Annotated in this window: 22 protein-coding genes; all 22 read right to left on the minus strand. The window is 46.1% G+C overall.

All coding sequences use genetic code 11. The features are described 5' to 3' along the window. Entirely contained in the window at positions 1-891 is an 891-nt protein-coding gene (gene glyQ, locus DEAC_RS09850) for a glycine--tRNA ligase subunit alpha (RefSeq protein ID WP_047809889.1), read from the minus strand. A gap of 332 nt (positions 892-1,223) precedes the next feature. Next, positions 1,224-1,688, minus strand: a complete 465-nt coding sequence (locus DEAC_RS09855; RefSeq protein ID WP_047809890.1) for a DUF4342 domain-containing protein — start codon at positions 1,686-1,688, stop codon at positions 1,224-1,226. After that, positions 1,681-2,475 carry a DNA repair protein RecO gene (recO, locus tag DEAC_RS09860; protein ID WP_047809891.1) on the minus strand — a complete coding sequence of 265 codons (795 nt, stop codon included), beginning with the start codon at positions 2,473-2,475 and terminating at the stop codon, positions 1,681-1,683. Before recO ends, DEAC_RS09855 begins: the two co-directional genes overlap by 8 nt. Positions 2,476-2,678: 203 nt before the next feature. Further along, positions 2,679-2,987: a hypothetical protein gene (locus DEAC_RS23250; protein ID WP_152671384.1), complete on the minus strand. Its 309-nt coding sequence runs from the start codon at positions 2,985-2,987 to the stop codon at positions 2,679-2,681. A 266-nt stretch (positions 2,988-3,253) separates the two neighbouring features. Then, complete coding sequence (gene deoC, locus DEAC_RS09865) at positions 3,254-3,898, minus strand: deoxyribose-phosphate aldolase (RefSeq protein ID WP_047810050.1); 645 nt, start codon at positions 3,896-3,898, stop codon at positions 3,254-3,256. Position 3,899: 1 nt separating this feature from the next. Beyond that, positions 3,900-4,814 (minus strand): GTPase Era, encoded by a 915-nt coding sequence (gene era, locus DEAC_RS09870; RefSeq protein ID WP_047809892.1) that lies wholly within the window; start codon positions 4,812-4,814, stop codon positions 3,900-3,902. Between the two features lie 453 nt (positions 4,815-5,267). Continuing rightward, positions 5,268-5,735 carry a cytidine deaminase gene (locus DEAC_RS09875; protein ID WP_083996047.1) on the minus strand — a complete coding sequence of 156 codons (468 nt, stop codon included), beginning with the start codon at positions 5,733-5,735 and terminating at the stop codon, positions 5,268-5,270. A 122-nt stretch (positions 5,736-5,857) separates the two neighbouring features. Next, a complete protein-coding gene (locus DEAC_RS09880; protein WP_047809893.1) occupies positions 5,858-6,241 on the minus strand; it encodes a diacylglycerol kinase family protein in 384 nt (127 codons plus the stop codon). A 36-nt stretch (positions 6,242-6,277) separates the two neighbouring features. Then, the gene (gene ybeY / locus DEAC_RS09885; RefSeq protein WP_047809894.1) at positions 6,278-6,748 is read right to left on the minus strand and encodes an rRNA maturation RNase YbeY; all 471 of its coding nucleotides are present in this window, start codon (positions 6,746-6,748) and stop codon (positions 6,278-6,280) included. A gap of 68 nt (positions 6,749-6,816) precedes the next feature. Then, positions 6,817-9,138, minus strand: coding sequence for an HD family phosphohydrolase (locus DEAC_RS09890; RefSeq protein WP_200903117.1), 2,322 nt, complete (start codon positions 9,136-9,138; stop codon positions 6,817-6,819). Between the two features lie 68 nt (positions 9,139-9,206). Further along, the gene (gene yqfD, locus DEAC_RS09895) at positions 9,207-10,427 is read right to left on the minus strand and encodes a sporulation protein YqfD (RefSeq protein ID WP_047809895.1); all 1,221 of its coding nucleotides are present in this window, start codon (positions 10,425-10,427) and stop codon (positions 9,207-9,209) included. Then, complete coding sequence (locus DEAC_RS09900; RefSeq protein ID WP_047809896.1) at positions 10,420-10,707, minus strand: YabP/YqfC family sporulation protein; 288 nt, start codon at positions 10,705-10,707, stop codon at positions 10,420-10,422. The genes yqfD and DEAC_RS09900 overlap by 8 nt, the downstream gene beginning before the upstream one ends. A 164-nt stretch (positions 10,708-10,871) precedes the next feature. Then, positions 10,872-11,324: a GatB/YqeY domain-containing protein gene (locus tag DEAC_RS09905; RefSeq protein WP_047809897.1), complete on the minus strand. Its 453-nt coding sequence runs from the start codon at positions 11,322-11,324 to the stop codon at positions 10,872-10,874. Between the two features lie 13 nt (positions 11,325-11,337). Further along, the gene (rpsU, locus tag DEAC_RS09910) at positions 11,338-11,514 is read right to left on the minus strand and encodes a 30S ribosomal protein S21 (protein WP_047809898.1); all 177 of its coding nucleotides are present in this window, start codon (positions 11,512-11,514) and stop codon (positions 11,338-11,340) included. Positions 11,515-11,650: 136 nt separating this feature from the next. Beyond that, positions 11,651-12,001 (minus strand): histidine triad nucleotide-binding protein, encoded by a 351-nt coding sequence (locus DEAC_RS09915; RefSeq protein WP_047809899.1) that lies wholly within the window; start codon positions 11,999-12,001, stop codon positions 11,651-11,653. 84 nt (positions 12,002-12,085) lie between these two features. After that, complete coding sequence (gene mtaB / locus DEAC_RS09920; protein WP_083996049.1) at positions 12,086-13,447, minus strand: tRNA (N(6)-L-threonylcarbamoyladenosine(37)-C(2))-methylthiotransferase MtaB; 1,362 nt, start codon at positions 13,445-13,447, stop codon at positions 12,086-12,088. A 506-nt stretch (positions 13,448-13,953) separates the two neighbouring features. Continuing rightward, positions 13,954-14,691 carry a 16S rRNA (uracil(1498)-N(3))-methyltransferase gene (locus DEAC_RS09925; RefSeq protein WP_047809900.1) on the minus strand — a complete coding sequence of 246 codons (738 nt, stop codon included), beginning with the start codon at positions 14,689-14,691 and terminating at the stop codon, positions 13,954-13,956. Continuing rightward, positions 14,691-15,620 (minus strand): 50S ribosomal protein L11 methyltransferase, encoded by a 930-nt coding sequence (gene prmA, locus DEAC_RS09930; protein ID WP_047809901.1) that lies wholly within the window; start codon positions 15,618-15,620, stop codon positions 14,691-14,693. The genes DEAC_RS09925 and prmA overlap by 1 nt, the downstream gene beginning before the upstream one ends. A 34-nt stretch (positions 15,621-15,654) precedes the next feature. Beyond that, positions 15,655-16,773 carry a molecular chaperone DnaJ gene (gene dnaJ / locus DEAC_RS09935; RefSeq protein ID WP_047809902.1) on the minus strand — a complete coding sequence of 373 codons (1,119 nt, stop codon included), beginning with the start codon at positions 16,771-16,773 and terminating at the stop codon, positions 15,655-15,657. Between the two features lie 419 nt (positions 16,774-17,192). Further along, positions 17,193-19,031 carry a molecular chaperone DnaK gene (gene dnaK / locus DEAC_RS09940; RefSeq protein WP_047809903.1) on the minus strand — a complete coding sequence of 613 codons (1,839 nt, stop codon included), beginning with the start codon at positions 19,029-19,031 and terminating at the stop codon, positions 17,193-17,195. Between the two features lie 31 nt (positions 19,032-19,062). Next, complete coding sequence (grpE, locus tag DEAC_RS09945) at positions 19,063-19,668, minus strand: nucleotide exchange factor GrpE (protein WP_047809904.1); 606 nt, start codon at positions 19,666-19,668, stop codon at positions 19,063-19,065. A gap of 57 nt (positions 19,669-19,725) precedes the next feature. Further along, positions 19,726-20,769, minus strand: coding sequence for a heat-inducible transcriptional repressor HrcA (hrcA, locus tag DEAC_RS09950; RefSeq protein ID WP_047809905.1), 1,044 nt, complete (start codon positions 20,767-20,769; stop codon positions 19,726-19,728). Positions 20,770-20,793 lie beyond the last annotated feature (24 nt).

Here is a 20,793-nt window from a genome sequence, read left to right on the forward strand (position 1 = left end):
TTATTTCACCTCTTTCTGGGAATTATTCTTGAGCAAAGGGAAACCCAGTTTTTCTCGCTGTTCCACATAAGCCTGTGCACAAAGACGGGCAAGGGCTCTTACCCGCCCGATATAGCTGGTGCGCTCAGTAACACTGATGGCTCCGCGGGCATCTAAAAGATTAAAAGTATGCGAACATTTCAAGACATAGTCATAGGCAGGCAGAACCAGCCCTTTCTCCACGACTCTCTTAGCTTCACGTTCATACATATCAAACCAAGTCTGTAACGCTTCAATATCCGCCACTTCAAAATTGTAATGGGAGTAGTCAATCTCATTCTGCAAATAAATATCTCCATAGGTTACGTCCCCGACCCATTCGATATCGTAGACACTGTCTTTATCCTGGATATAGGTAGCCAGCCGCTCTAAGCCATAGGTGATTTCAGCACAGACAGGTTTACAGTCAATCCCTCCGCACTGCTGAAAATAGGTAAATTGGGACACTTCCATGCCGTCAAGCCAGACTTCCCAGCCCAGGCCCCAAGCACCCATAGTTGGCGATTCCCAGTTGTCCTCCACGAAACGGATATCATGTTCCTTGGGATTAACACCAATACGTTCCAGACTATTCAGGTATAACTCTTGAACATTGTCCGGCGAAGGTTTGAGAATAACTTGGTATTGAAAATAGTGCTGCAAACGATTTGGATTTTCGCCATAGCGTCCGTCCGTCGGCCGACGGGATGGCTCAACATAGGCCACATTCCAGGGTTCAGGCCCAAGGGCGCGTAAGAAAGTAGAAGGATTCATCGTACCAGCCCCTTTTTCCACATCATAGGGCTGAGCAATAATGCAACCTTGTTCCCCCCAGAACTGATTAAGGGTCAGGATTAAATCTTGAAATTTCATAGTCCAGCCTCCTAGGTTAAGAATAAAGTTGTTAAGCTGAAGGAATTTCGGCAAATAAAAAAGCACTCACTCCCGCAGCCATAACGGCTACAGGGACGAGAGCTTGTTCCCGCGGTTCCACCCTGTTTGACCCAAGCAAAGGGTCCTCTTAATTTTCTAACGCTCAGAGCTGCCCCATTTGCCATCTCATTCGGCTTCCACCATTCCCGAACTCTCTAAGGAGATTTCCGCAAACTTCCTGCCCATCATTGCATTCTCAGGTTAATTAATCATAATTATATGCTGTAAATAAAATTGTGTCAAACATTTATGGTATTTTTTTCCTAAAGATTTCAATCCTCACTTGCTGCGAAATTATAGCCGTCATCAGTATAGATCGAGGGCTTATCAACAGTATCAATTTCTAAATGAAAATGATTTAAAGCCGCTCCGACAGCTCCAACAAGAGCCACCATCCGCAAGCTGGGTTTTCTCCAAACCGAGTAGGCTAAAGCCACTCCCAAGGGAGCCGAAAGACTTAAAACCGTCGTATCATTTCTCTTCAGATTAATCTTTGTTCGATTAAACTCCTTCATTTTAGCTTTAAGACTGTCCCACAATTCCTGTCCACGATCAGGAATCTCCTCACATATCTTTATCCTATCATGTTCATGTCGATCTCTCTCTAAACAATCCAAGGCCTTTATCACATCACCCTGAGCTGAATTCAAAGCAGCACGGGCTTCCTCGTATCCGATGCCCATGCGTTCCCGCAAAATATCCATCTTCTCAAGTTCCGACCACAACGCTTCACTCAAATTCTTTTCCTTCCTTTCCGTTCAAAGATCGGATATGACGTTCTAAGCCATCACTAATAGTGTTTCCCAATCTCCAGGATTTAAGAGGTCTTTCAAACTTATGCTCCAAATAATGCCGCAATGTCTCCAAAACTTCCTCTCTCATCCACGCAGCCCAACGCAGCCGGTCAAGCTTAGAAAGATCAGCCTGAATCAACTGACGCATAAAAGCAATACTGCCCGCCCGGACCATCCGTCCGGAATAACTCTCCCTGCACCGTCCACAAAGCGTACCACCTGCTTCAGAGCTAAAAAACAAGCGTTCACCTTGTAACCTCTCCCCGCACTCCACACAATCACCCAAATGAGGCCGATATCCTAAAATGACCATCAAACGCAAAGCATAGGCACTAAGCAAAAGAGACGTCTCATACTGTTCAAGAAGAAATAAGCAAGTCAGCGTCAGGGTAAAAAGTTCGGCATTAGGCTGCCCCGAAATCGTCGAAATATCTAAAAGCTCCGCCATAGCCGAAGCTGCCAAAGAACGATCCAGATCTGACCAAAGGTAAGAAAAACTTTCCTTCGGACTACACTGGCTCACCGTATCTAAGCTCTTTCCCTTATGAATTAAAAAATCCCCATATGTAAACAACTGCGCCCCAGCCCTTTGACGACTCTTAGGTTTTCTCACTCCCTTAGCAACAGCCTGAATCTTCCCCATTTCCCGGGAAAAAAGCGTGAGCACCCGATCCGATTCTCCATATTCTCGGCTCCGAATCACCAACGCGTCCGCATGATAAACGGCCACGCCCTCAACCCTTTCTATTCTTTGTTATCTCTAAGCCAACTATACATGAACACGTGAACACGGGGGAGAACACGGGGGACGGTCCTTTTAACACACTTTAGCCGACACCAATTGCAAAACATGCCAGGGAAGAATCAGAATGAACATAACTACCTTTACAAACTGAAGGCACCTCACCTCCAACAGTACTCGGGGAGCAGTTATCACAATACTCCCATCTGTCCTCTGACCCAGCCCAAGATACTGCATGACGGGAGAACCATCCGGTAAATCCCCGATTCAGACGGTGCACACATGATGTGCCGTCTCCCTAACATCCCCGTCGTTCCCCCGACCCTAAAGCCCAGGACGCAGTATGACAAGAGAACCCTCCAGAAAATTCCCAATTCAGATGGTGCACACATGATGTGCTGTCTCCCTAACATCCCCGTCGTTCCCCCGACCTTAAAGCCCAGGACGCAGTATGACAAGAGAACCATCCGGTAAATCCCCAATTCAGACGGTGCACACATGATGTGCCGTCTCCCTAACATCCCCGTCGTTCCCCCGACCCTAAAGCCCAGGACGCAGTATGACAAGAGCGTGAAGTCTTTACGTAAGCAGTTAGCAAACTCCGTTCAAGCGACTGACCCCCGACACGGGGCGGCGCACAGGACGTGCGCCGCCACCATAGCGCCACGGAGGGCGCTTATGGTGGGAACCCCGCTCCCCAAAGCAGTCGCTTGAACGGCTAGTTTGCTCTGCGTCGTATGACTGAGCGCTCTGTCATACAAGTCCCTCACTCAAGGACCGCGCTAGTCCCCAGCCTCTCCGCGCCGGCCTCTACCAACTGAAGAGCAAACTCCCTCGTCCTTATCCCCCCGGAGGCCTTCACCTTAACATTTTCTCCAACCCATTTTTTGAGGTTTCGCACATCCTCAACAGATGCTCCCCCACCTGCAAACCCCGTCGAAGTCTTAATAAAATCAGCACCAGACCGTTTAACAATCTCCGCCGCCGTTTTTTTCTCATCTTCCGTCAATAAACAAGTCTCAATAATAACCTTGATTAAAAGTCCGCAACCATGGGCGGCTTCGACAACCCGGACAATATCCCGTTCGACCGCGTCCCACTTACCGGACTTGGCCCAGCCGACATTAATGACCATATCGACTTCTTTGCCCCCATGAGCTTTAACCATATAAACTTCCGATACTTTTGCTTCTGTAAAGGTAGCCCCCAGAGGAAAGCCTACAACAGCAGCCACACCAATTCCAGTACCAAACAAAAGCTTAGCCGCTGTCTGAACATAGGAAGGGTTCACACAAACCGTTGCAAACTTATGCTCCTGCGCTTCAAGACATAAAGCAACAATATCCTTTTCAGCAGCCTGCGGCTTTAAAAGCGTGTGATCAGTCATACCTGCTAAATTAATACCATTCATTTTATTCATCTCGATCCTTCCCATACCCATAATTACGCAAACTATCAACCCGATTACGCCAATCCTTTTTCACTTTAACCCAAAGCTCCAGAAAGACAGGACTTCCCAGTAAAGCCTCAATGTCTTGACGGGCTAAACTTCCAATCTCCTTCAGTTGTTTTCCCTTAGCCCCGATAATAATGCCTTTTTGAGATTCACGCTCAACAACGATCAAACCCCGAATCTTAACTAAAGTCTTCTTCTCATGAACCTCTTCGATCACCACAGCAATCGAATGAGGAATTTCATCACGAGTCAACTGTAAAACCTTTTCTCGAATCAATTCCGCCATAATAAACCGCTCCGGCTGATCCGTGACTTCATCCTCAGGATAATACATCGGCCCCTTAGGCAAAAGATTAAAAATAACTTTCAGCAGCTCATCCGTATTCTCCCCAGTTTTCGCTGAAATAGGAACGATCGCCTTAAACTCAGCCAAAGACGAAAACTGCTGGATTTTTTGCAGCAATTGCTCCTTATCCAACAAATCGACCTTATTCAAAACCAGTACAACCGGGGTCTTAGTATGCTTAAGCATCTCAATAATGTACTCTTCCCCAGAACCGAATTCCGAGGAAAGATCAACCATATACAAAATAGCATCCACTTCGCGCATCGATTCCTTCGCTGCGCCGACCATATATTCCCCTAACTTATGCTTAGGCTTATGTATCCCGGGAGTATCCAGAAAAACAATTTGCCCCCGTTCCTCCGTTAAAATACATTGAATACGATTGCGTGTCGTCTGAGGCTTATCAGACATAATCAGCACCTTTTGCCCTAACAAATGATTAAGCAATGTAGATTTTCCCGCATTCGGCCTGCCAATTACTGAGACGAAACCGGAACGGAATTCTTTCGAAGTTATTGAAACCAACGGTGAAGTCACTTCCCTATTCTTAAACTTTAGTTCTTTCTTCTATACTTACCATAACCCTTAGATGTAGCATCTATTCAATTCGTTCTTTGCAATCACAAATTAAAAAGCATGAGGTCTTTTTGTAAGCAGCCTGGCAAAACCTTCTAATAATTGACCAACTTCCTCATCTGAAAAAAATCTCATTTCAGACGGTGCACATGAAATGTGCCGTCTCCCAAGCGCCCCCCCGTTCCCAAGCCCAGGACGCAGAGTGACACAAGCGCGAGGTCTTTACGTAAGCAGCCCAGCAAACTTCGTGAAAGCGACTGGAGGACCCCAGACACGGGGCGGCGCATAGGACGTGCGCCGCCGCCATAGCGCCACGGAGGGCGCTTATGGTGGGAACCCCGCTCCCCAAAGCCAGTCGCTTGAACGTTAGTTTGCTCTGCGCACGTACGACCGAGCGCTGTGTCACTCAAGTCCCGTCCCGCTTAAAAAATCCGGCCCAAACGACTCCGGCAGCAGCCTCCCTAAGGTCGTCCATCGCGTCTCCCTCCGGCCATTAACCAAAATCACCAGGCAATCCTTGGCGAATTCGCGAATTACCTGCCGGCAAGCACCACAGGGAGATGGGAACTCATCAGTCGGAACTGCAACAACGATCGCCTTCAGCTCACGCTCCCCTTGAGCCACAGCTTGAAAAACAGCATTTCTCTCAGCGCAGATTGTCAAACCATAACTGGCATTCTCAACATTACAACCGCTGAAAATCTTTCCTGAGGAAAACAGTGCCGCCGCACCAACGGGATAATGTGAATAAGGAACATAGGCTTGTTTATAGGCCGCTACAGCCTTACTGATAAGCTCTTCTCTTACTTGAGGCGAGATGCCTGATTCCAGAATTACTGACGGCTGAGATTCAAATTGATTCAAAGTCATTAACAGCTCCTCAAAAAAAGTCCGAAGCAAGGTATGGGGACCACTTCCACTTGTAGAAGTTGAAATCTTACGATTGAATAAATGCCAAGGTAAAAAATCCCTATCCTAGACTTGTAGAAACTTTAAAAGAAATGGTTTACCATACGAAAAAAACGCGGGCAAAAAACAATTGCCCCAATAGCAATTGCTTGAATTGCCGTCACAAGGACAGCGCCCGCAGCTACATCCTTGGCCATACCGGCAAGAGGATCAAAATTAGGCTGAACCAAATCCACAACAATTTCCAGCGCAGAATTCATAACTTCTGCGCTGATAACGCTGCCAATGGCAAAAATAAGCATCATCCACTCCGAACGGGAAACCTCTATCCACCAAGCTAAGCACAAAACAGAGATTCCGGCTGCGATATGAAACTGCATGTGCCCCTGTGTTTTACATGTGTACCATATCCCACGTTTCGCTTGATTTAAACTCCGCCAAAACCCCGATCTTTGATATCTCCCCATGCTTCCCTCCGTCTTTTAAGCAAGCATTTCAAATGTCTATCGTTCTAAACCTATAGCAGCCATTACTTCTTCTTCTTTGGCTCGCATTTCTTGCTTGTCCGCATCATTTTCATGATCATAACCTAATAAATGCAACGTACCGTGGACCGCTAAATAAACAATTTCCCGCTTCAAGGAATGCCCGTATTCTGTCGCTTGTTCTCGTGCCCTTTCAACTGAGATAACAATATCTCCAAGCATATCGTCTTCGAACTCTGAATCGGGCTCCTCATCTGTTTCCTCTTGAAGAGCAAAAGAGAGAACATCTGTTGGGCGATCAACTCCCCGATAGTCCCGATTCAATTCGTGAATCCGTTGGTTATCAACCAATATCAAACTAACCTCAGCCTCTTCCGGTCCTGCGGCGGAACGTATTCCTTCCTGAATTGCCCGTTCTAACAACTCAGTTAATTCATCTCGTAATTCAATACTAACAGTGTCTTCTTCCCAGGAAATATCTAAAATCACATTTAACGGGCATCACTCAATAAGTCAGAGTCATAATGCCCTTACCTCCCTCCATGAAATAACGTTTGCTACGAATTCTGCCCAGGATGCTCTGGAGTTGCCTGCTGTTCTGTCTGTTGTTCTGATCCTGCTTTATCCTTAGCGGCAGTTTTCTCCGAACTCTCATGTGGTTCTGGAGAAACTCCATCTTCATTACCTTTTCCGGCTGCTTTACTGGCATCGGTCACAAGCTTCTTGGAAGAGTGATCTTTCCCCGACGGCAGTTCCGGATACTCCACCCGAGAATGGAAGATTCCGCTGAGAACCCTAACGAAGGCCATAGCGATTCGATCCAGATCCTGAAAGGTTAAATCACATTGATCAAGCTGCCCGTCATTAAGCTTTTCCTTAATTATTTTCCTGACAAAACCTTCAACTCGTCCCGGTGTAGGATGTTTCATAGAACGCACAGCCGCTTCTATCGTATCGGCAAGGCTGACCAGAGCCGATTCTTTCGTTTGTGGTCTCGGACCTTCATAATGAAAGGCTTCCTCAGGCACATCGTCTTTTTCCTCAAGAGCCTTATGATAGAAAAAGCTGACTAAACCATCCCCATGGTGCTGAGCTATAATATCCTGAATCTGCTGCGGAAGTTTATTTTCCTTTGCTAATTCCAGTCCGTCCTTAATATGGGAAATGATAATCAGCGCACTTAGAGTCGGCGCAATCTTATCATGAGGATTGTCTTGGGTAAACTGATTTTCAATAAAGAAATAAGGACGTTTTAGTTTCCCAATGTCATGATACAACGCTGCTACCCTGACCAACGTGGCATCGGCATTGACTGCCTCTGCGGCAGCTTCAGCCAGATTTCCCACAAGTATACTGTGATGATAAGTTCCTGGTGCCTCCATTAATAAACGTTTCAACAGCGGACGATTTGGATTCGATAATTCCAAAAGCCGAACCGAAGATGTAATATGAAATCCCGATTCAAACCAATGCAAAGCGCCGACAGTCAAGAATGATGACGCCAAGCCGTTGACAATGCCCAAGATTAACCCCACAATCCAAACAGCTAAGCTTGATCCAGTAGTCAAAGCTATGGAACTCACCATTAAAGCGTTAGCTGCTGAAACGAAAAGTCCGGCGCGAGCCAAATCGGACCGCTGGCTTAGATGGGACACACTGTAGACTCCCACCACCCCTCCAAAAAGAGCTACGAGTCCCATTTGAAGGCCAATTGCCGTGGATAGAGTCGGATCAACTAAAATAGTTACAAAAACCGCTAAAACTACGGAAACAAGCAAGGCGACATCGGCATCAATTAAAATTGCCACTGACATGGTCGCCCAGGCAACAGGGATCAGGATTCCAGCCATTACATTGAAATCACTTCCGCCTAAATTAATGGAAACAACGCCTCTGCCCATCACCAGCACTAAAACCATCGTGAGCCCAATCAGAACCAAGCGGTTTGTTAAACGTAAAACATCCCGCTTATATTGATATAAATACCCTATAATCGTTCCCAAGCCAAAAATTACTAATAAAGCTATCCCTGCGACAGCCTCCCAAGTATTGCGGCTGTTAATCAATCCGTACTGAGATAATACATTGTAAATATCCTTGGTAACAATGTCACCGGGGCCCACAATTTTTTGATTAGCCTTATACTGAGTAATTTCCCGTTTAACAGACGCACGGGCAGCATTACGCAGCTTTTGTGTTGTTTGCCCATCCACAACCAGAGTCGGGCGAGTTAATTCCTGATCGATAAAGGCTTTGAAAAAAGCTTTAGCGTCATCATGCAAAGCAGACTGATCAATATCCGATTTTGTTCGTTCGCGCAGCGGAGCAACATCTGCATCCGTACGAGCTCCGGTAACCACATTGCGGGCTCTCGTTAAAATAAGATCCCCGCCGACTTGTTCTTCTGTGTCCAAAGCATCGGAGGACGTTTTGAGCAAAGATAATAAGATCCCTTGGGATAACGTATTAAAGGGCTGCGTTTGCTTTAATTTTGCAACACGAGTGCTATCATCCCCTGTAACAGCCGCGGCATTATGCAGAGCCGTAAAGTCATCTCCCAAATCTCTGGTCAGACTATTGAAGAAGTCTTCATCCGGTTTGTAAACCGGTTGAACAGCATTCGCTGCGGCATCCTGGTCCTGAGTATACTTGTCAGTATCTTCAATATCTTTGGTCCATGGAGCGACAATAAGCTGGGGACTTGGTTCACCAACCTCCAGATGAAGCTTGGAAACAAATAAATTTGAAGATAACAAAACTGTAAACACCAGAAAATACATCACCGCAATAATGGCACGCAGCCAAAACGTGTGATGTCTAAACCAATCCAGACGCTTGGAAATCTCCCCCCAAGTCTTTTTGAATCTTTTAATCTTCAAAAACCATCATCCTTACTTTTCAGTCCAACTAGGCATCAAAAAACTGAAAAATCTTATTCTGGTCACTCTTAAGGATTTGCATAAACGGCAAGATCCTCGTAAGTTTCTACCTCCACCCTGACTCGTTCAACTCCGGGATTACTGGGAAGAACTTTCACAGTTTCTTCAATTATCTGAGCACCAGGTGAGATTTTCTTCATGACTTCACTCCGAGCAGTCTCTTCCGCTAATTGACGCGCTTCTGAAACCGATCGTTGAATATGAACGTTTTGCAGTTCCTTATAGTTGACCTGTATAACTTCGACAGGAAAACGCCAATTCCTCCAGACCCTGATAGAATGGCTTAGGACTTCTCTATGCGCTTGTTCAAAGGGGGAATTTTGCATTGTTACCATTATGACGCGAGATCCAAATTTTATACCCCATCCTTTTGCAACTCTTCCACTTTCTTGATTTTTATCTTCAACCAGAGGCATTTGCTGCTCAGCGCTATACCATACACGCCCTCGTACAAATCCTTTGGCAGCAGATGCCGGAAGATCCGGAGTAGTGCTCTTAGCAGGATTTGGCTCGGCCTTGGAAACAATTGGTGTCGTAGGCACACCAAGGGTTGGAGCCTTGGCTATCAGAACTTGTCCGGCTCGTACGAGTTCTCCTTCATGAACTTGAGGAACCCCTTGTATTACCATGATTTCCTTAACAAGTCCGGCATGGCTGGCAACCAAATTGCCGGCCTCTTTAGGAATCGACGGCCTGATCTTTTCCGAAATCTTAATTACAATCTCAGTTCCATTGCGTTCCAATCCAACCCATGCTGCATCCGGCAATTCCTCCTGCAAGGTTTTAGCAATCTTATTTAAGTCTAATCCTTTCGAATAGGTCCAAGTTCTTAAGCCTAGTTTTTCTGCTCGCTGTATAATTTCCGAAGTCTCAACAGTACGATTGCCTGTTACAGAGATGACAAGAACAAGCTGGGATAAAACTGTCAGTCCCACAGCGATAACAGCTATCCCGGCTATTAGTCCTTTTCTTCTCCACCAACGTGCTGCTACAAAAGGCCAGCCATATTTGGCAATAATATGCACCCTCGTATGAGTTCTCCGGGCGGCCCTTTTCAAACGCCGAAAATCATCAAGCCGGACTTGAGCCCGCATTCCCCGCTCAGAGCGCTGCGTATGATAAAGAGCCACGCCCTCTTGCAAGACGTAGTTGAGAAAGTGCGGCAATTGTTCGCCCCGAGCTATAAAAAAAACTCTTCCTTGCCAAAATGTTCTCAACCGGTCAAACATTTTTTTCTACCCCTTCCTCAAAGCTTAAAGCGTTTAGTTCCCCTTCAATCCGCAGCTCCGTGGCCAAAATAGTTTTGAGGACAAACCCCTTGCCCCTGAGGAAAACTTCTCCATCGGCTGTTTCCAGACGAATTTCTTCCTCCGAAAAATTAATAATGCTTTGGTAATTCTCAATTAAAATTTGTTGTCTTCCCGTTATCGTAATTTTCGGACCCTCTCCAGCAACATCCGGCGGAAAATCCAAAATATCTCCGACACTTGTTTGAATTTTTTTAAACACAAAAAGCTCCTCCCCTCTGTAAAAATCTATGAGGGAAAGAGCCAGAATAGTCCAAGCCCACGATCTAATTCTTGCTGATTATGTAGAGAAAACTTTAACGTCGCCTTGATAAGGCAAAAAGACCCAGAGGCTTACGCCACCGAGTCTTTTCTCATCTTCAAATATTATGCCCCGAGCATTTCGCGTACAATAAGATTGACAACTTTGCCATCTGCCCGACCTTTAGTCTTCGGTGACAAAGCACCCATGACTTTGCCGAGATCCTTAGGGGTCTGTGCCCCCACTGCGGCAATGGTCTCTTGTACGAGTTGGCGAATTTCCCCTTCGGAAAGCTGTTGAGGAAGGTATTCCTTCAGGATGGCAATTTCCTCTTCCAAAGCATTTACCTTTTCAGGGCGATCCGCTTTACCAAATACTTCCAATGCATCTCGACGCAATTTTAATTCTCGTGCCAAAACTTCAATAACCTGGTCATCATTGAATTCGATGTGCTTCTCAATCTCAGCATTTTTTATAGCAGCCCTGACCATTCGGATGACGGAAAGTCTTACCTTCCCCTCCTCTTTGGCCTTCATGGCAACCTTCATATCCTCAACGAGGCGATCTTTCAGGGACAATTCAAGACACTCCTTACTTGAACTTGCGTTTACGTGCAGCTTCAGACTTTTTCTTTCTTTTCACGCTCGGCTTTTCGTAGGCCTCATGTTTACGAGCTTCTGCACTGACCCCTGCCTTTTGACAAGAACGCTTGAACCTGCGGAGTGCGGCATCAAGGGATTCGTTTTTACCAACTCTGACTTCACTCATTGTCTTATCCCTCCCTCCACTGGATCATCACAATATACTTTATAATTATAATGGAATAATCGAGTTGCGTCAAGCTGACTTGTTAATCATAATAACAGTATCATGATATCGTGGTATTCACGTGCCAGCAAGCCATCTAGCCGATTTTGGCCTCAAGCGCCTGCCCGCCGAGTAAATGAAAATGAAGATGTCCCACAACTTGGCCCCCATCAGCTCCAGTATTGGTCACAACTCTGTAGCCCGTCTCTGCCACTCCGAACTCTTGAGCTAAACGTCGTATTACCCCGAAAAGATGACCAATCAGGCCCTCATACTCAGAGGTAACCTCATTAACGCTGCTCAGATGATTCTTGGGTATTACCAACAAGTGCACAGGCGCTAAAGGCTGAATATCTTTAAAAGCCACCACTTGATCATCTTCATAAATTATGTCACTGGATATTTTGCGTTGGGCAATTTTGCAGAAAATACAATCGTCACTATACATTTTCTTTGCCTCCTTATCATAATCCAAACTATCCTTTTGCATACTTACCAAACGACGACATGTTTTAACATTAAAGGTTAAGATTTACCTTGGAATATAATCCTCTTCCAAAACAACTTGAACAAATTGACGCGAAAACCAGAGCTTATTCTGCTGTCTCGGCAAATGAACTTCAATATAATGGGGCGTATGTCCAACAGCATTGCCCTCAGGATCAACCCGTTCCACCAGTACTTCTACCCGTTTCCCAATAAATCTGCGCATAAACGCTTCCTGACTTTCACGCGCAGCCGCCATTAACTCCTTAACCCGTTGATCCTTAACTTTCTTGAGAATTTGATCCGGATAATCAGCGGCAGGAGTACCTTGACGTTTGGAATAAGGAAACACGTGCACACCCGCAAAACCACATTCCCTCACAAAATTCAACGTCGAAGCATGATCCTCCTCTGTCTCCCCCGGAAAGCCGACAATAATATCCGTCGTAACCGCAAGTTCAGGTATCCTTTGTCGTAAGCGAAGCAATAACTCCCGATAATCCTGTAATGTATAAGGACGGTGCATACGAACTAATACCCTATCACTGCCGCTTTGCAATGGCATATGTACATGAGGACAAACAATAGCCGAAGAAGCAATACAATCAATCAGCTCAGGCGTATATTCCATCGGCTCGATCGAACTCAGCCGCAAACGGCGCAGCCCCGGAATTTCAACCAGCTCACGAATCAAACGCGCTAAATTCCAACCCGAGTTCAAATCCTGACCATAAAACCCCGTATGAATCCCTGTCAGAACAATTTCCGGGTAACCCTCCTCCACCAACCTCCTAGCCTCAGCAAGAGCCTTATCCGGCTGACGGCTTCGTAAAGGACCCCGCGCGTAAGGAATAATACAATATGTACAAAACTGATTGCACCCCTCTTGGATCTTCAGAAACGCCCTCGTCCTATTTTCCTCATTGAGCTGAGGAAGCTCCTCAAACTCACCCGCATCCTCAATCCCACGCACAGCATTCTGCGGCCTGCGCTCCTGCTTAACCCGCTCTATCCACTCTAAGATTTTCCCACGATCCTGAGTCCCAAGAACCAGGTCCACTCCTTCAATATCAAGAACATCCCCAGGAGCAGTTTGAGCATAACATCCCGTCACCACAACAATACTCTCCGGATGAACCTTAATCATCCTGCGAATCGCCTGACGCGACTTACTGCCTCCAGTATTCGTCACAGTACAAGTATTAACAACCACAACATCCGCTTCCTCTGAAGCACTTACCACATCATAATCAGCCTCACGAAAAAGCTGAGCCAACGCTTCACTTTCCGCTTGGTTCACTTTACAGCCAAGGGTCAGAAAACAAACGGCAGATCGTGGTTCATTGTTCGGAGTTCGTGATTCGAACTCAACAGCGGTTGTTTTAACTTGTCCAATTTCTATAGCCATTAATACTCACCTTTTTCGTGGCTTATGATTCCTAGTTCCGATCATATTTAGAATTCCCACGTTCTTCTAATTCGCAGCATATCACGAATTAACACAAATAGGCAACAGACGGTGCACATGAAATGTGCCGTCTCTCAAGAAAAGCCCCAACTTTCCACGAAGCCCAGCGTGTCGGGGGGACGGTCCTCTTGACACACCCCCGACACGCTAATCACTCACTACAGACGGTGCACGTGAAATGTGCCGTCTCCCAAGAAAAGGCCCAAAATGGAACTTACCTTCTATCCAAAGAACAGCCCCAACATCCCCTGAAGCCCAGGACGCAGCGTGACACAGGCCCGAGGGCTTTACGGGAGCAGCCCAGCAAACTTCCGTTCTAGAGAGACGACCCCAGGCGCGGAGCGTCGCACAAGACGTGCGCCGCCGCCATAGCGCCATGGACGACGGCACCGGATGTGCCCAGCGTGTCAAAAGGACCGTCCCCCCGACACGACCCGAGGGCTGGGTCACCCTACGTCCCCGAAATGCCCCAGCACCAGCGTCAGCGCCGCCAAGGCTGCCGTTTCCGCCCGTAAAATCCGCGGTCCCAGCGAAACGCTTTGCGCCCCCAGGTCTTCACTGGCCCTGGCCACCTCAGCTGCCTCAAACCCGCCCTCCGGTCCGATCAAAACAGCAATCGGCAGATTCGGATCAAAGGTACTCAGCACCGTAGTCAAACGCCGGGTTTTCTCTTCCTCATAAGGAATCAGCCATTGAGTTCCCTCAGGCAGCTTGTCCTTCAGGTCTCCCCAATTGCAAACCTCCCCAATCTGGGGTTCCTTTACCCGGTGAGACTGCTTGGAAGCTTCCGCAGCAATTTTTTGCCAGCGGGCGACACGTTCCTGAGCTTTACTCCCCTCGAGCTGCATCACAGAGCGTTTTGCCCGCAGGGGAAAAAGGCCATCCATACCAATCTCTGTTCCTTTTTGAATAACCCATTCCATTTTTTCCCCTTTGGAAAGTCCGGCCACCAGAAAAACTGAGGTATGGGCCTCCACGTCCGGATGATCAGTGCTGAGAATCCGACAAGTCACACTTTTTTCTTCGATTTTCAAAATCACACCCGTATATTCCATGCCGCTGTTATCATAGCCCAAAACCTTATCGCCCGGAGTCAAGCGCAGCACACGAACCAGATGATCTCGTTCCGTTCCTCGCAGCCAAAAAGCGTTTTTACCAAGTTCCGTAATCTTAAACCGATGCATTAATTAGCCCACCTTGCTCGAAATAGAATCCAGCCAGAATCTTCAACTCGTTCTAAGATTTCCAAACCGGCCTTTTTCATACCTTCCTCAACATCAGAAGCCCGGTGTTCAATAATTCCGGAGGCCAGAAATTCTCCTTCCGGACTTAAGATTCTTTTGAGATCCTCGAGCAGCATAAGAATAACATCTGCAATGATGTTGGCGATAACAACCTGAGCTTGTCCTCTAAGTACTGTCCCCAGGTCCCCTCGCGAGACACGAACTTTGTCACTTACATGATTTAAATCTACGTTTTCTTGAGCGACCCGGACAGCTACTGAATCCAGATCTACAGCCTCAACCTCAGCCCCCAGCTTGGCTGCAGCAATGGCCAAAATTCCCGAACCAGTCCCTAAATCAAAAACCTTCTGGCCTGGTTTAACAATGTTCTCCAATGTTTTTAGGCAAAGAGTCGTTGTCGGATGAGTTCCGGTCCCAAAAGCCATACCCGGATCAAGTTCGAGTATGATATCTTCCGGCGCCGGATTTACGTGCTCCCAGCTCGGCTTAATTAAAAACCGCTTGCCAATTCGGGCAGGTTTAAAATAAGCCTTCCAAGCCGTCGCCCAATCTTCTTCTTTTAACGAAATTCCTTTGACTTGAACGACCCAGTTTGGAAAACGCTCCAACAGGTCCCGAATTCCCTGATCGAGTCTTTGCACTTTGGCAGAAAGTTCATTGTCCTCAGGGAAATAGCCTTTAATCACTATAGTTCCCGTTGCTTCAACTTCGCCAAAATCGTGGAAATCCCAAGACCCTGATTCTATGTATCCTCGTAAAATTTCCGGATCATCGACACTGACACCCGGACATCCTAACTGATAAAAAAGATCGGCAACAATTTCTTCCCCTTCTGCCGAAATTGTCACCGCCACTTCACGCCAATCCATGTTATGCTCCTTTTATCTCTATTAACCTAAATTTTTAACCCATTGCATCCCGGAGGTTTTCTTTAAATTTCTCAAACAAGGATTTCTTACCCATTTGTTGATGATCAGGAGTAGCCTCACCAAATTGACGCAGAAGTTGTTTTTGCTTCTCATTCAACTTTGTCGGTGTAGTCAAAATTACCCGCACATGCTGATCTCCTCGACCGCTGCCGCGGCGATAGGGAACGCCATGCCCTTTAAGACGAAAGACCGTTGAAGTCTGAGTACCCTCAGGCACCTTCATCTTCACAACTCCATCCAGGGTCGGCACATCTATTTCCGCGCCCAAAGCGGCCTGAATAAAGGTAATCGGAATTTCACAATAGACATCATTACCTTCGCGATCAAAGAATTTATGCGGTTTAACCTGCAGAACGATATAAAGGTCTCCCGCAGGTCCGCCCTTAGCTCCGGCTTCGCCGTCTCCGCTCAGCCTTAAATTCAGGCCGTCTTCCGAACCAGCAGGAACATTGATTTTAATCGTTTTAACCTTACGAACTTTTCCTTTTCCATGGCAAGTGGAACAGGGAGTACTAATTGTTCGGCCTTCTCCTTGACAAGTCGGACAGGTTCGGGCCGTCTGTATCTGCCCAAAGGGCGTGCGTTGGGTCATTTTAACTTGCCCGCTGCCATGACACTGAGAGCAAGTCGTCGGTTGCGTACCCGGAGCTGCACCGGAGCCCTGACATTCCGTACATGTCTCGTCTCTCGGAATCTGTATTTCCTTTTCCGCACCAAAAACAGCCTCTTCAAAGGTTAAAGACATGGCATAACGCAAATCAGCGCCTCGCTGCGGGCCATTGCGCCGCTGTCCGCCGCCGCCTCCAAAGAACATATCAAAAATATCACCAAAACCTCCCATGTCCCCAAAGCCTCCGCCGCCCTGGCTGGGATCAAATCCGGCATGCCCAAATTGGTCATACCGCGCTTTTTTGTCGGGATCATTTAAAACATCATAGGCCTCAGCAACTTCCTTAAACTTTTCCTCGGCAGTTTTATCACCCGGGTTAGCATCAGGATGATACTGACGGGCTAATTTTCGATAGGCCTTCTTAATTTCCTGGTCACTGGCCGATCGCTCAACCCCGAGCACCTCATAGTAATCGCGTTTCATGGTTTCCTCCATCACTCCTATAGCCATTCGCACTTTCCAACATTTTAACCTGTTTAAGAGTTTCATTAATCTTAGGTTTCTAAATTAACCTGTTAAAGGTATAAATCACCTTAAGGCCTTTACAGGACACCATAAAGAAAAGATTTGCCCATATTAAGGATAGTAAGCTTAAAATAAAGTCCTCTAGTATTATATGATCCTTCGTGTTTAAGCACAAGGTAATATCCTTATCTTAGAAAATCTAAATTTATCCAAAACAAACAAAAGGCGGGCACAAAAGTCCGGAAAACCCTTGCACCCAATTTTTTTTGCGCAGCGAACCATTCGGCTCGGCAGCCTCTTAGTCCGCTGCGCATCTATTATAAGGGGGCTGCTCGGCAATGGCTTACCTAGGATCTTGCCGCGTACCCCTCGGCTCCCTATTTATCCTTATCAACCTCTGTAAATTCAGCATCTACAACATCATCGTCTTTCTTGGCAGAACCTTCTCCGCCGGGCTGAGCTCCAGCATTTTGTGCATTAGCAGCTTGCTGTTGATACATTTTCTCAACATAGGGATGCAGCACTTTGGTCAAAGCCTCTGATTTAGCATTAATTTCAGCAACATCGTCCGTAGCGGCTGCGGTCTTAAGTTCTTCAAGGGCTTTCTTGATACTATCAAGTTCTCCCGCATCACCCTTACCTTCGAAATCCTTCAGGGTTTTTTCGGTTTGATAAACCATTGAATCGGCTTGGTTCTTAGCATCAATTAATTCTTTACGTTTTTTGTCCTCATCAGCATGAAGTTCGGCATCTTGTTTCATTTTTTCAATATCATCTTTGGAGAGACCTGTAGAAGACGTAATCGTAACTTTCTGCTCGTTGCCTGTAGCCATGTCTTTGGCGGAAACGTGCACGATCCCATTTGCGTCAATATCAAATTTAACTTCAATTTGAGGAATACCGCGAGGTGCAGCTGGAATACCTGTGAGTTGGAAACGGCCTAAAGTTTTGTTATAACTGGCCATCTCACGTTCCCCTTGCAGTACATGAATATCAACTGAAGTCTGATTATCCGCTGCAGTGGAGAAGATTTGGGATTTTGTCGTCGGAATGGTCGTGTTACGATCAATAATTCTGGTGAATACTCCGCCAAGGGTCTCAATTCCCAAGGACAGCGGGGTAACATCCAATAAGATCATGTCTTTAACTTCACCGCTGAGTACGCCGCCTTGAATAGAAGCACCCATAGCAACAACTTCGTCCGGGTTAACACCTTTGTGAGGTTCTTTACCGCTTAATTTGCGAATGGCCTCTTGGACAGAAGGAATCCGTGTTGAACCACCGACTAAAATAATTTGATCAATGTCTTTCCAACTGAGTTTGGCATCTTCAATGGCTTGGCGAGTAGGTCCAAGTGTTGCTTCGACCAAATCAGCGATAATCTCTTCGAATTTAGCTCGAGAAATGTTCATATCTAAGTGCTGCGGACCTTGCTCCGTCATTGTGATAAAGGGAAGATTAACGTTAGAGCTTGTAACACCGGAAAGCTCAATTTTTGCTTTTTCAGCTGCTTCTTTTAAACGCTGCAGGGCAACACGGTCATTCGCTAAATCAACGCCGTTGCTCTTCTTGTACTCGGCCACCATATAATCGATGAGACGTTGGTCGAAGTCGTCACCGCCTAAGTGGTTGTTACCGCTGGTTGCTTTAACTTCTACCATACCTTGACTTAATTCGAGGATTGAAACATCGAAAGTTCCGCCGCCAAGGTCATAGACTAAAACGGTTTGATCTTGTTCTTTATCCAAACCATAGGCCAGAGCAGCAGCCGTCGGTTCGTTAATAATCCGTAATACTTCCAGACCGGCAATAGAACCGGCATCTTTTGTTGCTTGACGTTGAGCATCTGTAAAATAGGCCGGGACAGTAATTACTGCTTTATCTACAGTTTGACCTAGGTAAGCTTCAGCATCTGTTTTAAGTTTCTGCAGAATCATTGCCGAAATTTCTTGCGGACTGTAGGGCTTATCATCAATTTTTACTTTATAGTCAGAACCCATATGACGTTTAATAGAAATAACAGTCTTCTCAGGATTGGAGACAGACTGACGTTTAGCAACTTGACCCACCAAACGTTCTCCTGTTTTAGAAAAACCCACTACCGAGGGAGTTGTACGGTTCCCTTCAGCATTTGGAATAACAACAGCCTCTCCGCCTTCCATAACGGATACGCAAGAGTTTGTAGTACCTAAGTCAATACCTATAACTTTACTCATGACTAATTTCCTCCTTCAATTCAATAACTCACTAATTCGAAACTTTAACCATCGAGGGACGCAGTACTTTTTCTTTCAGAAAATAACCTTTTTGCAATTCCTCCACCACGGTATTTTCCGGATGATCTTCAGATTCAACTCTCATAACAGCGTCATGAAGATTAGGATCAAAAGGTTGACCCACAGCTTCCATCGGTTTTAAGCCAACTTTGCTCAAAGCCGTCTGCAGCTGACGAAGAATCATATCGACACCCTGTGAAAAAGCTGTTATATCGGGATTATTTTGGGCAGAACTCGTAGCCCGTTCAAAATTGTCTAAAACCGGCAGCAACTCGCTCACAAGCTGTTCAGAGGCATATTTAACGATTTCCGTCTTTTCTTTTTGAGTTCGTCTCCTATAGTTATCAAACTCAGCCTGCAAACGCAAGAAGCGATCGTAGTATTCATCCGCCTTAGCCTTGACCTGAGTAAGCTCAGCTTCCAGGGCCAAAATTTTCTCGGCAGGAGCCATATCTTTGCTATTTGAATTATCTTCTTGAGTATTAGCTTCTTCAGAACTGCTTGATTCGCTGGCTGTATATTCCTCGTTCACTTCGGACGATTGATCCTTAAGATTTTCTTCTTTTTTTTCCGCCATTCGCAATCACCTCACGTACTCTAAATTTTATATGGAATGAACCAAAAGGTTCAAACATCACTTATATCCGCGCGGTTTACCCCGCGCCAGTACCTCAGTCAAACTTTTTGTCATAAAATCTACAATGGCAATCACCTTACCATAATCCATTCGCGTCGGTCCCAAGACCCCCACAGCACCAATAGTCTTCCCATTCACCTTGTAAGTCGCCGAAATCACACTGCAATCCCGGAATTCCTTCAGAGTATTCTCCCCACCGATGGTAACATTTAGTCCTTCCTGACGAGGGAGCAGAAGTTTCTTCAGAGGCTCATTTTCCTCAAACACCTTGAACAAGCTTTTAACTTTATCTAAATCCCGAAATTCGGGCTGATTTAACATATTAAGCGTTCCGCCCAAATAAATAGGCTCATCTTCTTCACTGCCATCCAAGATAGCATCAAGCATTTCTAAAGCATTATCGATCAGATGCCTTTGCCGGGACAATTCACTATAAATCTCATGCAGCATACTTCGCTTAACTTGACTTAACGAATACCCCTTCATTTTCTGATTAAAAACATCAGCAACCTTCTGAAGATCTTCCGCCGTCAGATTATCACCCACATCAACGATATGATTTTCAACAACCCCATTTTCCTTGACAATCACCATAATAACCTGACCCGGCTGATAAGGCAGAAAATGCATCTTGCCAAAAGCACTTTTTCCCTTTTGCGGACCGAGAACTAAACTAGTCAAGCTCGTTAACTCCGAAAGCAACCTGCTGGTTTGGGAAACAACCTCTTGAATCTCACAAATCTTCTTTGTACTTTCCCGTTCAATAATTTCCTTATCCTCATCACTTAGAGTTTGAGCACCCATTAAACAATCAACAAAATATCGATAACCGGCATCCGAAGGAATTCGTCCCGCCGACGTATAGGGCTGTTCAATAAAGCCCAGCTCCTCCAAATCCGCCATCTCATTGCGAATTGTAGCCGGAGAAACTCCCAAATCAAACTTTCGAGCAATAGTTCGCGAACCAACCGGTTCAGCGGTAGCAATATAATCCTGAACAATCGCTCGAAGTATTTTTCGTTTACGCTCATCCATTTGCATTCATGCTTCCCGCCTTTCACTGTT

Source organism: Desulfosporosinus acididurans (genome assembly GCF_001029285.1).
Classification (GTDB): Bacteria; Bacillota; Desulfitobacteriia; order Desulfitobacteriales; family Desulfitobacteriaceae; genus Desulfosporosinus; species Desulfosporosinus acididurans.